The sequence below is a fragment of the Tateyamaria armeniaca genome, assembly GCF_045797845.1.
Classification (GTDB): Bacteria; Pseudomonadota; Alphaproteobacteria; order Rhodobacterales; family Rhodobacteraceae; genus Tateyamaria; species Tateyamaria armeniaca.
In genome coordinates this window covers 2,978,514-2,991,601 of record NZ_JBHDIY010000002.1, presented here as the reverse complement: position 1 = coordinate 2,991,601, position 13,088 = coordinate 2,978,514, and the positions used below count along the sequence as shown (strand labels likewise).

Annotated in this window: 13 protein-coding genes; 9 read left to right on the top strand and 4 right to left on the bottom strand. The window is 60.2% G+C overall.

Features of this window, described 5'->3' with window-relative positions; translation table 11 throughout:
- Positions 1–124 precede the first annotated feature (124 nt).
- The 4 genes from ACERZ8_RS15155 (at position 125) to ACERZ8_RS15140 (ending at position 4,049) form a co-directional block, all read left to right on the top strand.
- The gene (locus ACERZ8_RS15155) at positions 125–562 is read left to right on the top strand and encodes a potassium channel family protein (RefSeq protein WP_407592990.1); all 438 of its coding nucleotides are present in this window, start codon (positions 125–127) and stop codon (positions 560–562) included.
- A gap of 143 nt (positions 563–705) precedes the next feature.
- Entirely contained in the window at positions 706–1,353 is a 648-nt protein-coding gene (locus tag ACERZ8_RS15150; protein WP_407592989.1) for a CYTH domain-containing protein, read from the top strand.
- 130 nt (positions 1,354–1,483) lie between these two features.
- A complete protein-coding gene (locus tag ACERZ8_RS15145) occupies positions 1,484–2,365 on the top strand; it encodes a hypothetical protein (RefSeq protein ID WP_407592988.1) in 882 nt (293 codons plus the stop codon).
- A 16-nt stretch (positions 2,366–2,381) separates the two neighbouring features.
- Positions 2,382–4,049, top strand: coding sequence for a Dyp-type peroxidase (locus ACERZ8_RS15140; RefSeq protein ID WP_407592987.1), 1,668 nt, complete (start codon positions 2,382–2,384; stop codon positions 4,047–4,049).
- Here ACERZ8_RS15140 and ACERZ8_RS15135 read toward each other — a convergent pair.
- A complete protein-coding gene (locus ACERZ8_RS15135; RefSeq protein ID WP_407592986.1) occupies positions 4,046–5,134 on the bottom strand; it encodes a PQQ-dependent sugar dehydrogenase in 1,089 nt (362 codons plus the stop codon). The genes ACERZ8_RS15140 and ACERZ8_RS15135 overlap by 4 nt on opposite strands.
- A 175-nt stretch (positions 5,135–5,309) precedes the next feature.
- Between ACERZ8_RS15135 and ACERZ8_RS15130 the strand changes: the two genes are divergently transcribed.
- From ACERZ8_RS15130 to ACERZ8_RS15110, 5 genes are all read left to right on the top strand, one after another.
- Entirely contained in the window at positions 5,310–6,509 is a 1,200-nt protein-coding gene (locus ACERZ8_RS15130; RefSeq protein WP_407592985.1) for an ABC transporter substrate-binding protein, read from the top strand.
- 92 nt (positions 6,510–6,601) lie between these two features.
- Positions 6,602–7,384: an ABC transporter ATP-binding protein gene (locus ACERZ8_RS15125; protein ID WP_407592984.1), complete on the top strand. Its 783-nt coding sequence runs from the start codon at positions 6,602–6,604 to the stop codon at positions 7,382–7,384.
- Positions 7,385–7,480: 96 nt separating this feature from the next.
- Positions 7,481–8,368, top strand: coding sequence for an ABC transporter ATP-binding protein (locus ACERZ8_RS15120; protein ID WP_407592983.1), 888 nt, complete (start codon positions 7,481–7,483; stop codon positions 8,366–8,368).
- 234 nt (positions 8,369–8,602) lie between these two features.
- On the top strand, positions 8,603–9,613 hold the full coding sequence (locus ACERZ8_RS15115) for a branched-chain amino acid ABC transporter permease (RefSeq protein ID WP_407592982.1): 1,011 nt from the start codon (positions 8,603–8,605) through the stop codon (positions 9,611–9,613).
- Positions 9,610–10,914: an ABC transporter permease subunit gene (locus ACERZ8_RS15110; protein ID WP_407592981.1), complete on the top strand. Its 1,305-nt coding sequence runs from the start codon at positions 9,610–9,612 to the stop codon at positions 10,912–10,914. Before ACERZ8_RS15115 ends, ACERZ8_RS15110 begins: the two co-directional genes overlap by 4 nt.
- A gap of 18 nt (positions 10,915–10,932) precedes the next feature.
- On the opposite strand, the gene ACERZ8_RS15105 is transcribed toward ACERZ8_RS15110, so the two are convergent.
- The 3 genes from ACERZ8_RS15105 to ACERZ8_RS15095 are packed head-to-tail and all read right to left on the bottom strand — an operon-like array spanning position 10,933 to position 13,024.
- Positions 10,933–11,364 carry a hypothetical protein gene (locus ACERZ8_RS15105; protein ID WP_407592980.1) on the bottom strand — a complete coding sequence of 144 codons (432 nt, stop codon included), beginning with the start codon at positions 11,362–11,364 and terminating at the stop codon, positions 10,933–10,935.
- Positions 11,349–12,656: a caspase family protein gene (locus tag ACERZ8_RS15100; protein ID WP_407592979.1), complete on the bottom strand. Its 1,308-nt coding sequence runs from the start codon at positions 12,654–12,656 to the stop codon at positions 11,349–11,351. The genes ACERZ8_RS15105 and ACERZ8_RS15100 overlap by 16 nt, the downstream gene beginning before the upstream one ends.
- Positions 12,656–13,024 carry an effector-associated constant component EACC1 gene (locus tag ACERZ8_RS15095; protein WP_407592978.1) on the bottom strand — a complete coding sequence of 123 codons (369 nt, stop codon included), beginning with the start codon at positions 13,022–13,024 and terminating at the stop codon, positions 12,656–12,658. The genes ACERZ8_RS15100 and ACERZ8_RS15095 overlap by 1 nt, the downstream gene beginning before the upstream one ends.
- Between the last annotated feature and the right edge of the window lie 64 nt (positions 13,025–13,088).

Here is a 13,088-nt window from a genome sequence, read left to right as displayed (position 1 = left end):
CCACACGATTGCGACCTTGATCATCTGCGCGTTGGACTATTTCCATCCGGACGCTGATCCGCTCATATGGGCAGGTGCCGCGATGATGCGGGCATCGAAAAAGTCCGAACCGCAGAGGCGCCGCATGACACCGACCTTGCAAATTCTCTTTGGCAGCGCGTTGCTGACAGGATGTGCCCTGCTGCACGTTGCGATCATTGCAAGTGCGATTCCACTGGTGAAGGGTCTGGCCCTGAAGGTTTCGGGCATCGGGCGCACCATGCGCCGCGCGCTTGTGCTTGGCCTTGGTGTTCTTGTCATTTTGCTGGCCCATACGGTGCAGGTCTGGACATGGGCGCTTGTCTTTCTGCTCAGCGAGGCCCTGACGACCTTTCCTGAGAGCTTTTATTTCGCGATGGTGACCTACACCACGCTTGGCTATGGCGATCTGGTTCTGGGCGAAGGGCTGCGCATTTTTGCGACATTCGCGGCTGTGACCGGCCTGCTGACCTTCGGGATCAGCACCGCGTTTCTGATCAGCCTGCTGAGTGCGCTGTTCCCGTCGATGAAAGCGAAACCCTAGCCGCGCGCCCCGGCGGTCATTTTGCAGGCCAATCTCGACCAAGGGTCAGGAATTCCCCCATACCGCACCTTAATCGTTAACAAATTCAACCAGTCGTGGTATTTGACCTCTATTGAGTTCAAGTTTTTGCGCCGAGGTGAGGCATGACGAATATTGCAGGCAAAGCCTATGCCATGAACGTGGTGACCCCCAGCAATCCCCGGATCACGTGGATCAACCGTTTGCTGTTCATGGCGGCGCGCGGGATGCCGGAACGGCTGTTTGGCCTGCTCGGACTGTCGCTGATCCATTTTGCGCGCTGGGTCATCATCAAGCCTGACGACTGGCCCGATCTGGGTCAGGGCAGGCAGCGCATCGACAATGACTACATGCTGTTCTGTTCCAATTTCAACGGGACGTGGGATCAGTATATCGACGCCTTTTCCGACGGCATCCCGAACGGTCTGAACCTGTTCTGGTTCTCGGCCACGAAATACCCTCTGTCGATCCCGGTGTCCCCGTTCAAGACCTACATCACCCACAACCAGATCAGCACCGACTACTATTACAATGCCACGCCGGGTGCGGCACAGCGTGACATCAAGACATCGCTGCGCACTTATGACGCCTTGCTGGAACTGGAAGAAGCGCATCGCGTCCAAAGCCCCGAAGAGTTTGCCAGGACCTACAGAGCCGCCCTTGCCCGCGTGCAATCGGGCTTTGGCGATGTGGGGTTCGGCCCCGTGGCAAGCCTGAGCACCGAGCGCGCCGATCTTAACCGCGGCGATTACATCGCCGGTTCGTCGGACTGAGGGGGAACGCGATGCCAGACCTCGACAGCGGCCATATCTTTCTGACCACATTCGCCCCGATCCGTGACAGCGGCGCGGGGGGCACAAGCACACTTCGTTCACGCAAGACGTCCGCATCGCGCTCGCCAAGATGCCAACGGCGCTGCAATCACCCGCGACGGAAAAGATCGGCGTGAACAGCCCCTTTGCGCGCAACCGGCGCACGCATCTGGCGCGCATGTTCGTGCTGAATGACGTCGTCTACAATGGCCGCGTCGGTAAGAACGCATTGTCGGCCTCTGTCACCGGGGATGATCCTGCTACGATCCAGGAGGTCGACAGGCTCAACACCTCTTACCTTGTCTTCTGCGCCGACATTGACGCAGTCGAGGAAGACGGCGCGCCCCTGCCCAGCGACCTGACGCCAGAGGCCCAGAAACGCGTGCGCGCGTCTTACGCCCGCACCCTCTGGAACACGATGGAGGACGAGTTGCGCGAGGTCTACGTGAACTGCGTCGGCTTTGACGGGGTCGAAACGGCAGATGATTTCGCGAACTACCTTGATCGCTGTCATGTGGAAACGACCATGCCGTTCCACGACTATTACCTGAAACTGCCGACGTTCCACCGCCTGCCGGTGAAATTGCTGCTGGCCGCCGTGGGTCTGCCACTGGTGTTCACCCTGCTTGCCCTGCTGCTGGCCATCCTAGGTGCGACCGAGATGCCGGTGATCGGCACCAGCCCTCTTGTCGCGCTGGTCCTCGGGGCAGTGGTGACGGGAATCGCCGCAGCGATTGCCGTGATCTACGCGATCAAGAATGGCGAAAAGCCGTTGCCGCCCGGCACTTATGACGATCTGCCCTCGGTGCTCAAGGCGCTCTATATGCAGCGCAAATTTTCGGATTTCGTGGTCGACACGCAAGGGGCCAGCGACGCCGTACTGCACGCACAGTTCGGCGCGTTTTTGGACCAACACAAACCGCGCGACCGCAACGGCCCGACCCAAGACCCCGGCGTAATAGGCGCCCCATGAGCACGAGGTTCTGACAATGGCCCGCACACTCAACCTTCACGATATTCAGGGCAACGTGGTACGCGCCTATGGCCGCTTTTCCTTTCCCTTTGCCCGCTATTTCTTTTTCAACATCAAAACCCCGGCCGAGGGGCGCAAATTCGTCGATGCCGTGCGCGCGCAAGTCACCACCGCCGCGCGCTGGCCCGAAGAGGCGGAAAAACCGGACTGCACAGTCAACATCGGCTTTTCCTTCTTTGGCCTCTGGCAGCTTGAGGTGCCCGCTCGCACGCTCAAGGGGATGCCGGACGAGTTTGCCGAAGGCATGAAAAGCCGCGCCTTTGTTCTGGGGGATCGTGACACCACCAAAGTGGCCGAGGATGACCCGGACTGGGACGCCCATTGGGACCCGATCTGGCGCAAGAACCGCGCGCCCGGTGCGGGCGGTGCGGATGACGTCCACATCTGGGTATCGCTGAATGCGCAGCTAAAGACGGTAGGCAAGGCCGACCCCGTGGATGCACTGGAAGAGCGCACCAAGTGGCTGCGCGATCTGTGTGCCGCTTCAAACGGGGGCGTGCGGATGCTGTCGGGCATCGGCAAGGATGGCACGGCGGATTTCCAAGAGGCAAACGCCGTGTTCGACACCCACGGCGACATCGAATTGCCCACCCCCAAGGAACATTTCGGCTTTGCCGACGGCATCGGCGATCCGGTCTTTGACGGGCAGTACCGCGCCGCGGACATGCAAACCGCCGTCATCGGGCGGGGCAAGCGGGTGAACGGCAAATGGGTGCCGATCCAGACTGGCGAATTCATTCTTGGCCACCCGGACGAAAGCCAGGAATTGCCCCCCGCCGCCATGCCACCCGAGTTTTCGCAGAACGGCACTTTCATGGCTTATCGCAAACTGCATGAATATGTGAGCAGGTTCGAAGAGGTGCTGGCAGAGGAAACAAAAACCTTTGCCGCCGTCATGGACATCCCTGAGGACGAAGCCTCCGAAGTGCTGCGCGCCAAGATGTGCGGGCGCTGGTCGGATGGGGTGCCGCTGGCGGTGGTGTCCACTTATGCGGACTGGCAGGCATTTCGGTCGGAACACGGATTTGACGATCCGGACCCCATCAAAGCACTGGAAAACCAGACAAAATACCTGCGCTCCCCCGCGTCATCCAATTTCCGCTACGCCGATGACATGCCCGGTTACAAAGTGCCCGGCGGCGCGCATATTCGCCGCATGAACACACGCGACTATCTTGACCCGCTCAACACACCGGGTGTGGATGATGATGGAACCCCCTACCCCAACAAGAACGCCACACATGCGCTGAACAAACGCCGCCGTGTGCTGCGCCGGGGGCTGCCCTATGGCGGATCAGACCCGGCCAGGAACACCGACGACACCGAACAGGGCGTTACCATGATGATCATCGGAGCCAGCCTGTTTCGCCAGTTCGAATTCGTGCAGCAACAATGGGTGCAATACGGGCTGGATTTTCATCAGGGCAACAACACCTGCCCAATGCTGGGCGAACACCGCACGCATACGCGGTTCACCATTCCGTCCGATCCCAAGACGGGCAAACCACCCTATATCATGAGCAAACTCAGGACGTTCGTGGAATGCCGGGGCGGTGAATATTTCTTTATCCCGTCGATGACCGCACTGCGCCTGATCGCCATGGGCGTGGTCGACCCGACTTAACGGGTCATGCGATAAACCGTGCCATTGCCGACAGAGATAAACAGGATGCTGCCATCCGCATCCTCGACAATATCGCGCACGCGCAGGGTTTCATCACTTTCCAACTGCTCGACCTCGCGCGCCGTGTCTCCGTTCACGTCCAGCCGTGAGATGTACGAGAATTTGAGCGAGCCGACGAACATATCGCCCTTCCATTCGGGAAACATATCGCCCTGATAGACCATCAGCCCCGAGGGCGCGATGGAGGGATCCCAGTAAAAGGCCGGTTGCTCCATCCCCGGCTTGCTCTGGCCTTCGCCGATCTTGCCGCCCGAATAGTGCACGCCGTAGGAAATGACCGGCCAGCCGAAATTCGCGCCCTTCTCGATCCGATTCACCTCGTCTCCGCCGCGCGCGCCATGTTCCGCTGTCCAAAGCGTGCCGCGCGCATCAAACCCGGCACCTTGCGGATTGCGATGGCCATAGGACCAGATTTCGGGCAGCACTCCGGATTGTCCGACAAACGGGTTGTCACCGGGCACTGTGCCATCCCGGTTCACACGCACGATCGAGCCATTGTGCAACATGCGGTCCTGCGCCGACGGGCGATCACCCCGATCACCGATGGTCACAAACAGCGTGCCATCCGCCGCTTCGACCACACGGCTGCCGAAATGGCGGCCACCGCTGCCGCCCGGTGCGCTTTCGAACAGGTCGCGCAGGTTTTCAAGGCGTGTGCCATCAAGGCTGAGTTCAGCCGCCGCCAGCGCGGTGCCCGCACCACGGCCCTGCGGTTTGGAATAGGTCAGAAACAGGGTGCGGGACGTCGCGAAATCCCGCGCCAGCGTGATGTCCAGCAAACCGCCCTGCCCGCGTGCAGCCACCCGCGGCGTGCCACGCACCACCGACGCGGCACCATCACGGATCAGTTGCAGCGCGCCGTCGCGTTCCGTGACCAGCAGGCTGCCATCGGGCAAAGGTGCCACGCCCCAGGGCGCGTCCAGCCCGGTGGCCACCGGCGTCACGGTGACAGGGCCACGCTGGGCGTCCAGGGCGTGGGCGGGTGCTGCCAGCATGGCCAGCGTCAGAATCAACGGGTGTTTCATGGGGCCTCCGAAATCGAGCCGGTTTGCGTAACGTCATTCTGGTTCATATGTGCCGGTTTTGATGGATTTACAGGGCGATTGGCCGCAAAGGCTTGCAGTAACCTACTTTTCTTTTTGACACGCCCCACGTAACGTCCTGCCCCAGAACGACAGTTCCAATAAGGGAGATACAAAAATGAAGAAATTGATGATGGCTACAGCGGCCACGGCACTTATGGCAGGCTCTGCTTATGCGGACGGCCACGCAACCGAAGTGAAGATCGGTGTGATCCTCGGGTTCACCGGCCCGATTGAATCGCTGACACCGTCCATGGCGGACGGGGCCGAACTGGCGATGAAAGAAGTTACCGACAGCGGCCTGCTGCTGGACGGGGCGACGGTGACTTCGGTGCGTGCGGATTCCACCTGCATCGATGCGGGCGCGGCAACGGCGGCGGCTGAACGGCTGGTGACCTCTGATCAGGTCGATGGCATCATGGGCGCAGACTGTTCCGGTGTGACCGGCGCGATCCTGAACAACGTGGCCGTGGCCAACGGTGTCGTGATGATTTCACCTTCGGCCACATCGCCGGGCCTCAGCCACAATGACAACGAAGACAACGGCTTGTTCTTCCGCACAGCCCCGTCTGACGCGCGTCAGGGTGTGGTCATGACACAGGTGTTGATGGAAGAAGGCATTGAAACTGTCGCCGTCACCTACACCAACAACGACTACGGTAAGGGTCTTGCAGACGCATTCCAGGCCGCATTCGAAGAAGCGGGCGGCACCGTCACCATCAACGCAGCGCACGAAGATGGCAAAGCCGACTATTCGGCAGAAGTCGGCGCGCTGGCATCGGCGGGCGGTGACCGTCTGGTGGTTGCAGGATATGTGGACCAGGGCGGTTCGGGCATCGTGCGCGCCGCGCTTGATTCCGGTGCGTTCGACACGTTCCACTTCCCCGATGGCATGATCAGCGACAAGCTCGAAGAGAACTTTGGCGACGAGATCGACGGCTCCACCGGGCAACACCCCGGCACCAACAGCGAAGGGGCATCCATCTTTGCGACCCTCGTGGACGGCGCCTTTGACGCCACATCGCCCTTCACACCTGAATCCTACGATGCGGCGGCGCTGATGATGCTGGCCATGCAGGCGGCAGGCTCCAAGGACAGCAACGACTATAAAGAGCACGTGATGGACGTGGCCAACGCACCGGGCGAACAGATCTTCCCCGGCGAATTGGCCAAAGCGCTGCAAATCCTCAAGGATGGCGGCGACATCGACTATGTGGGTGCCACAGCGGTCGAACTGATCGGAGCCGGTGAATCCGCAGGCAACTATCGCCAGATCGTTGTCGAAGGCGGCGAAATCACCACAGCCAAGTTCCGCTAAGCCGGAATTGACCTGACCAGACAGCCCGGGGCGCAATCCTCGGGCTGTTTCAATATCTTGAAGATCACTCTTAAAGTGGCACGGGGATAAAAATGATCGTCGTTGACGACCTTCACAAGCATTTTGGCGGCTTTCACGCTGTGGACGGGGCAAGTCTGCGCATCGAACCCGGTTCAATCACCGGCTTGATCGGACCCAACGGTGCGGGGAAAACCACCCTTTTCAACGTGATCGCCGGCGTTCTTCCACCGACGTCCGGGCGCGTCACCATGGACGGAGAGGACATCACCGGCCTTGCGCCGCACACTCTGTTTCACAAGGGCCTGTTGCGCACTTTCCAGATCGCGCACGAGTTTTCGTCGATGAGTTGCCGCGAGAATCTGATGATGGTGCCCGGCGCGCAATCGGGCGAGACGCTGTGGAACACGTGGTTCGGGCGCAAACGCATCGCGGACGAGGAACGCGCACTGGCCGCCAAAGCCGACGAAGTGCTCGAATTCCTGACCATCGAACATCTGGCCGATCACAAAGCGGGCCAGGTGTCGGGCGGGCAGAAAAAGCTGCTGGAACTGGGGCGCACCATGATGGTGGACGCCAAGATCGTGTTTCTCGATGAGGTGGGCGCGGGCGTGAACCGCACCCTGCTTAACACTATCGGCGATGCGATCCTGCGGCTCAATGCCGAGCGGAACTATACGTTCGTGGTGATCGAGCATGACATGGATTTCATCGGCAAAATTTGCGACCCCGTGATCTGCATGGCCGAAGGGCATGTGCTGGCCGAAGGCACCTTGGCCGAGATCAAGGCCAATGAGCAGGTGATCGAGGCCTATCTGGGCACGGGCCTCAAGAACAAGGACAAGGTGGGCGCATGATTTTGTTTCGAATTGGCTGCGCCAATCCGACCGACGCGGGGGCCAGCCCCCGCACCCCCGGAGTTTATTCAGCGAGATGAAGCAGGGGAATGTGACATGAGCAATCCCTATCAAGAGGATCGCGGCAATAAGGATGCGTCCATCGCAAACCCTAAGGGCGCGGGCAGCGCACAGCCTTCACCGGGCACCAAGGCGGCCATGAACACGTCAGAGGCGTTCCTGATCGGCGACACCATGACTGGTGGTTATGGCCAAGGCCCGGACATTCTGCATGATTGCACCATCGCGGTGAACCCGGGCGAGATTGCCGTGATTGTCGGGCCCAACGGCGCGGGCAAATCCACGGCGATGAAGGCGGTGTTCGGGATGCTGGACGTGCGACAGGGCTCGGTGCGCCTTGACGGCGAGGACATCACCGACCTCTCTCCGCAAGACCGGGTGGCCAAGGGCATGGGCTTTGTGCCGCAGACCTCGAACATCTTTACCTCAATGACCGTGGAAGAGAACCTTGAGATGGGCGCCTTTATCCGGCGCGACGATTTTCGTGGGACAATGGCGCAGGTCTATGACCTGTTTCCGATCCTGAAGGAGAAGCGTTTGCAGGCGGCAGGCGAGTTGTCGGGCGGCCAGCGCCAGCAGGTTGCCGTGGGCCGTGCGCTGATGACCCAGCCCAAGGTGCTGATGCTGGACGAACCGACCGCCGGTGTCAGCCCCATCGTGATGGACGAGCTGTTTGATCGGATCATCGAGGTCGCGCGCACCGGCATTCCGATCCTGATGGTGGAGCAGAACGCGCGCCAAGCGCTGGAGATTGCCGACAAGGGGTTCGTGCTGGTGCAGGGCCGCAATGCGTTTACAGGGACGGGCAAGGAATTGCTGGCCGATCCGGACGTGCGCAAGAGTTTTCTGGGGGGTGAGGATGAACCAACTAGCGAGAACAAATGCGCACAGCAATTTCCTAACGCGTCCAATCTTCCACAATAGGCGGACCAACTTTGCCAACTTCTTAGCCAGGTACAGGCATTCCGGCAGCGTTAGATTTTCAACCAATTCAAAGATGGATACAGACATAGCTTTGCCTCCTTGTATTGCGGAGGCCAAAAGAAGTGGGCTCCGCGAAATTTCGCGAAAGCCGCACATCTTGCGCAGGCTGGTTAATGATCTACAAGATATGGTGAACAGTATTCGTTTTCAAGCATGCAGCGAGGGGGATTTCTAATGGACCTCCTCAACGCCTTCGTGGCCCTTTCCAACTTCGTCCTGATCCCCGCCATCGCCTATGGCTCGCAACTCGCTCTCGGCGCGCTTGGGGTGACGCTGATCTACGGCATCCTGCGGTTTTCCAACTTCGCCCATGGCGACACGATGGCCTTTGGCACCATGGCCACCATCCTGATCACATGGGGTTTTCAGGCCATCGGTATCAGCGCAGGGCCTTTGCCCACCGCCCTTCTTGCCCTGCCCTTTGGCATTGCCGTCTGTGCGGGCCTCATGCTGTTCACGGATCGCGCCGTCTACAGGTTCTACCGCCAGCAAAAGGCCAAGCCGGTGATCTTTGTCATCGTCTCGCTTGGTGTGATGTTCATCATGAACGGCCTTGTGCGTTTCATCATCGGCCCAAACGACCAGCGCTTTGCCGATGGCGAACGCTTTATCGTGTCGGTGCGCACTTTCAAGGCGATGACGGGGCTCGACGAAGGGTTGGCAATCAAGACGACCCAAGGGATCACGGTGGTGACGGCGATCATCGTGGTGGCGGCCCTGTTCTATTTTCTCAACCGCACGCGGACGGGCAAGTCCATGCGCGCCTATTCGGACAACGAAGACCTCGCACTCCTCTCCGGCATCAACCCCGAACGCGTGGTGATGGTCACATGGCTGATCGTGGCGGCGCTCGCGACCATCGCAGGCGTGCTCTACGGTCTCGATAAATCCTTCAAACCCTTTGTCTATTTCCAACTGCTGCTGCCGATCTTTGCCGCCGCCATCGTGGGCGGTCTTGGCAGCCCCATCGGGGCCATCGCAGGCGGGTTCACCATCGCCTTTTCCGAAGTCATGATCACCTATGCCTGGAAAAAGGTCGCAGGATACGCCCTGCCCGACAGCCTCGCCCCCGACGGGCTCGCGCAACTCCTCTCTACCGACTACAAATTCGCCGTCAGCTTTGTCATCCTGCTGATCGTGCTGCTTTTCCGGCCCACGGGCCTGTTCGCGGGGAAATCGGTATGACCGACACCATACGCAATATCGCTTATTTCGGCATGGTCGCTTTCCTGATCATCGCCACCGGCTTTATCCAAAGCTGGAACTCGGCCCTGTTCGTGCTGAACTTTGGCCTGATCAGCGCGATCATGGCGCTGGGAGTGAACCTGCAATGGGGGTTTGCGGGCCTGTTCAATGTGGGGATCATGGGCTTTGTCGCCTTGGGCGGGCTGGCCACTGTGCTGGTGTCGATGCCCCCTGAAGGCGAGGCATGGGCTGCGGGCGGTGCGCGCGTCGTGCTGGCATTGGTGCTGGGCGCGGCCACAATCGTCGGCGCAATCCTCGCCTACAGCACGTTGCCAAAAGGCCGCTTGCGCGCCATCGGCATGATCGCGATCCTGATCGTGGGCTTTTTTGTCTACCGCGCCGTGTTTGACGGCGGCGTGGCGGCGGTCGAGGCGATCAATCCGGCCAATGCGGGCTATCTCGGCGGCCTTGGCCTGCCGGTGCTGATCGCTTGGCCGGTGGGCGGATTGCTGGCCGCGGGGGCCGCGTGGATCATTGGCAAGACGGCCCTAGGCTTGCGCAGCGACTACCTTGCAATTGCAACTCTCGGCATCGCGGAAATCATCATCGCCGTGATGAAGAACGAAGACTGGCTGGCGCGCGGCGTCAAGAACGTCGTCGGCCTGCCCCGCCCGGCCCCTTACGAGATCGACCTGCAGAATGACCCCGCCTTTGTGGAACGTGTCGCGGGCATGGGTCTGGACCCGGTCACCGCCTCGACCCTGTGGGTCAAGCTGATCTATGCCGGTCTGTTCGCAGCCGTGCTGATCGGGCTCTTCCTGCTGGCCCAACGCGCACTGCATTCCCCCTGGGGGCGCATGATGCGCGCCATCCGCGACAACGAAGTCGCCGCCGAAGCCATGGGCAAGGACGTCACCGCGCGCCACTTGCAGGTCTTCGTGCTCGGCTCGGCCATCTGCGGCATTGCGGGTGCGATGATGACAACACTCGACGGTCAGTTGACGCCGGGCAGCTACCAGCCTCTGCGCTTTACCTTCCTCGTCTGGGTGATGGTGATTGTGGGCGGGTCGGGCAACAACCTGGGGTCGGTGCTGGGCGGATTCCTGATCTGGTGGCTGTGGGTGATGGTCGAACCCATCGGGCTGGGCCTCATGAACCTTGTCACCGCTGGCATGGCCGAAGGCTACTGGCTGCGCGACCATCTGCTGGATTCGGCGGCCCACATGCGGCTGCTGACCATGGGTCTGGTGCTGCTGCTGGTGTTGCGGTTCAGTCCGCGGGGCTTGATCCCCGAGCGATAAAGGTACCCGCAGACTATTTCACAAGCGGTGTTCCGGGCCCATGCATTGCTCTATCAGATATGTCCGCGCACCATCGGTCCGGGGGTTTTCATCCTGCGACACCATGTAGGTCAGATCGTACCAGGACAGGCTTATAACGCAAAACGGTTCTGTATCCAAAAACCACAGAAACCCAAGGCAAGCGGGAAACAAAGTAACCAGACTTATGCCTCCAAACAGCAGGACATCATCGAAATCGTGAACTTCACCCATCACGGCGAAGATAATGATCGGGACAATGACGCACAGCACGAGAGCAAGGCCCAAAACGACAAACCCGGGCTGGCCGAACCCGTAGAACAAGTCCGGCAGCCGTCCCACCAACACGCGCACTGCGTATGACAGCAAAACACCACCGACAACCAAAAAGGCCGCCAAGATCCCAAGCCCAAGGATCAATTCGAAGAACAAGTTTGGGGCGGAACCTGTCTGTGCGGCTTGCGCTTTTTGGAAGATGCTCTTTGCTTCTTTGCCGCAGGTTCGGGTTTGGCGGATGTGTCCGCACCTTTGTCCGCGTCTTTTGTTCCTGTCGCCTTTGCCGCGCTTGCCGCCTTTGGTGTTGCGGTCTTGCGCGTGCGCGTCGCCGGTTTACGTGTCGCGGGTTTGGGTTTTTGCGCAGGTGCTGGTTCCGGTTCAACTGTCGGTTCTGGCGCAGGCTCTTCCAAGACTGCTTCAGGGGCTGGCTCCGGCTCTGCGGTTGGCTCTGGCTCTGGGTCTGGTTCCGGCTCTGGTTCCGGAGCGACAACAACCGGCGCGCTGTCGCGCCACAACTCAAGAAATTCGCCCGACCCGACTGTCCCGTCCGCCGCGCGCTGGATCAACTCGAACCGCGGTGCTGTTTCAGCAACTTTCGGATCCGGTTTCTCAGCCAGAAATCCAAGCACTTCATTGGCCCGCTCCAGCGTGATCGCATCGCTGCGCCGCCAGGCAAAAACCTGTTCTTCGGCCTTCGCCAGCGTCAGCTTGAGCGGTTCGATCCCCGACCGTCCCAGCAGAACAGATCCGCGCTGATTGTGCCCACTTTGGGTGAACCGTTGTTTGCCGCCCTTGCGCAATGCACGATCCAGATAGTCCGACAATTCGTTGACCGTGATGAAACCATCCTGATCCGTGTCCGCCGCGCCCTGCAAGCCTTCGACGATATGGTGGGTCAGCAGACTCAGCGACTCGCCGCGGCCATCATGGGCCAGTTCGAACTCGTCGCAGGCCATCAGCACATAGCACCCCGCGCCGTCCGCATAGGCATCCGCCTTGGCCTGCAACCCATCGCCGGACTTGAAGTGTGACGGGAACGCGCCAGCGTGACAGCAATCCAGCACAAGCACGGTCTTGCCCTTGTCTGCCCGACCGATTTCCTGCGCCACGTGCCGCGCATCGACGGCGGTGGCCGTCAACAATTCCTTTTCCGCCTCGACGGATGCAAGGTACAGATCGCCGTGGTCATCCGTCTGCCCGTGGCCGGAAAAGTAGACAAGCAACAGATCATCGCGGTTTTTTTTGCGCAGCGATTTGGTCAGGTTGCGCAGAATGTCGAGACGGTTGGCATCCTTGAACACCTTCACATCATGAAAACCGCCGCGCTCCGGGTCCTTCAACACGGCCGCCAGCGCATCCACGTCCGCATGTGGGGATTGCAGGGGTGCAAAGTCTTCGTTTTCGTAGGCTTTGTTGCCAAACAGCAAGGCGACCCGCCGCTCTTCCATCAGCCCTCTCCGGCCTCACCGCCCAGATCTGCGACCAGCTTCTCCGCGTCCTCCATGTTGCTGGCATTCACGCTGATCTCCGTTCCGTCAGAGCGTTTAAGCGAAAAGGAAATGGTTTTGTCCTTTTCCACCCAACTCTTCAGCACGTTGAGTGCAGCGACCGCCGCTCCGCTGGTCATCAGCGTCATCAACAGCGTGCCGATTGTGACCGCATCCCCTTTGGTGCCGGGTGTTGCATCGCCACGCGCAAGTTCGGTTTTGGCATCACTGCGCGCCTCGATTTCGCGCGCAAGCTGGCGCAAACGCGCTTGGGTCGCGCTGTCGGATAAGCCGTCTGAATGCAGGGTCAGTGCGATTTGTGTCATCATAAAAATACCTTGGGATTCTCGGAATGAGAGAAGAATAGGCGCGTTCAGGTAACAGGGTCAACAC

What these genes read in the sequence shown, in the direction of transcription:
- ACERZ8_RS15130 (WP_407592985.1), top strand. Translation starts at nt 5,310, where the DNA reads ATGAAGAAATTGATGATGGCTACAGCGGCCACGGCACTTATGGCAGGC.
- ACERZ8_RS15145 (WP_407592988.1), top strand. Translation starts at nt 1,484, where the DNA reads ATGCCAACGGCGCTGCAATCACCCGCGACGGAAAAGATCGGCGTGAAC.
- ACERZ8_RS15095 (WP_407592978.1), bottom strand. Translation starts at nt 13,024, where the DNA reads ATGATGACACAAATCGCACTGACCCTGCATTCAGACGGCTTATCCGAC.
- ACERZ8_RS15150 (WP_407592989.1), top strand. Translation starts at nt 706, where the DNA reads ATGACGAATATTGCAGGCAAAGCCTATGCCATGAACGTGGTGACCCCC.
- ACERZ8_RS15100 (WP_407592979.1), bottom strand. Translation starts at nt 12,656, where the DNA reads ATGGAAGAGCGGCGGGTCGCCTTGCTGTTTGGCAACAAAGCCTACGAA.
- ACERZ8_RS15125 (WP_407592984.1), top strand. Translation starts at nt 6,602, where the DNA reads ATGATCGTCGTTGACGACCTTCACAAGCATTTTGGCGGCTTTCACGCT.
- ACERZ8_RS15140 (WP_407592987.1), top strand. Translation starts at nt 2,382, where the DNA reads ATGGCCCGCACACTCAACCTTCACGATATTCAGGGCAACGTGGTACGC.
- ACERZ8_RS15120 (WP_407592983.1), top strand. Translation starts at nt 7,481, where the DNA reads ATGAGCAATCCCTATCAAGAGGATCGCGGCAATAAGGATGCGTCCATC.
- ACERZ8_RS15110 (WP_407592981.1), top strand. Translation starts at nt 9,610, where the DNA reads ATGACCGACACCATACGCAATATCGCTTATTTCGGCATGGTCGCTTTC.
- ACERZ8_RS15135 (WP_407592986.1), bottom strand. Translation starts at nt 5,134, where the DNA reads ATGAAACACCCGTTGATTCTGACGCTGGCCATGCTGGCAGCACCCGCC.
- ACERZ8_RS15155 (WP_407592990.1), top strand. Translation starts at nt 125, where the DNA reads ATGACACCGACCTTGCAAATTCTCTTTGGCAGCGCGTTGCTGACAGGA.
- ACERZ8_RS15115 (WP_407592982.1), top strand. Translation starts at nt 8,603, where the DNA reads ATGGACCTCCTCAACGCCTTCGTGGCCCTTTCCAACTTCGTCCTGATC.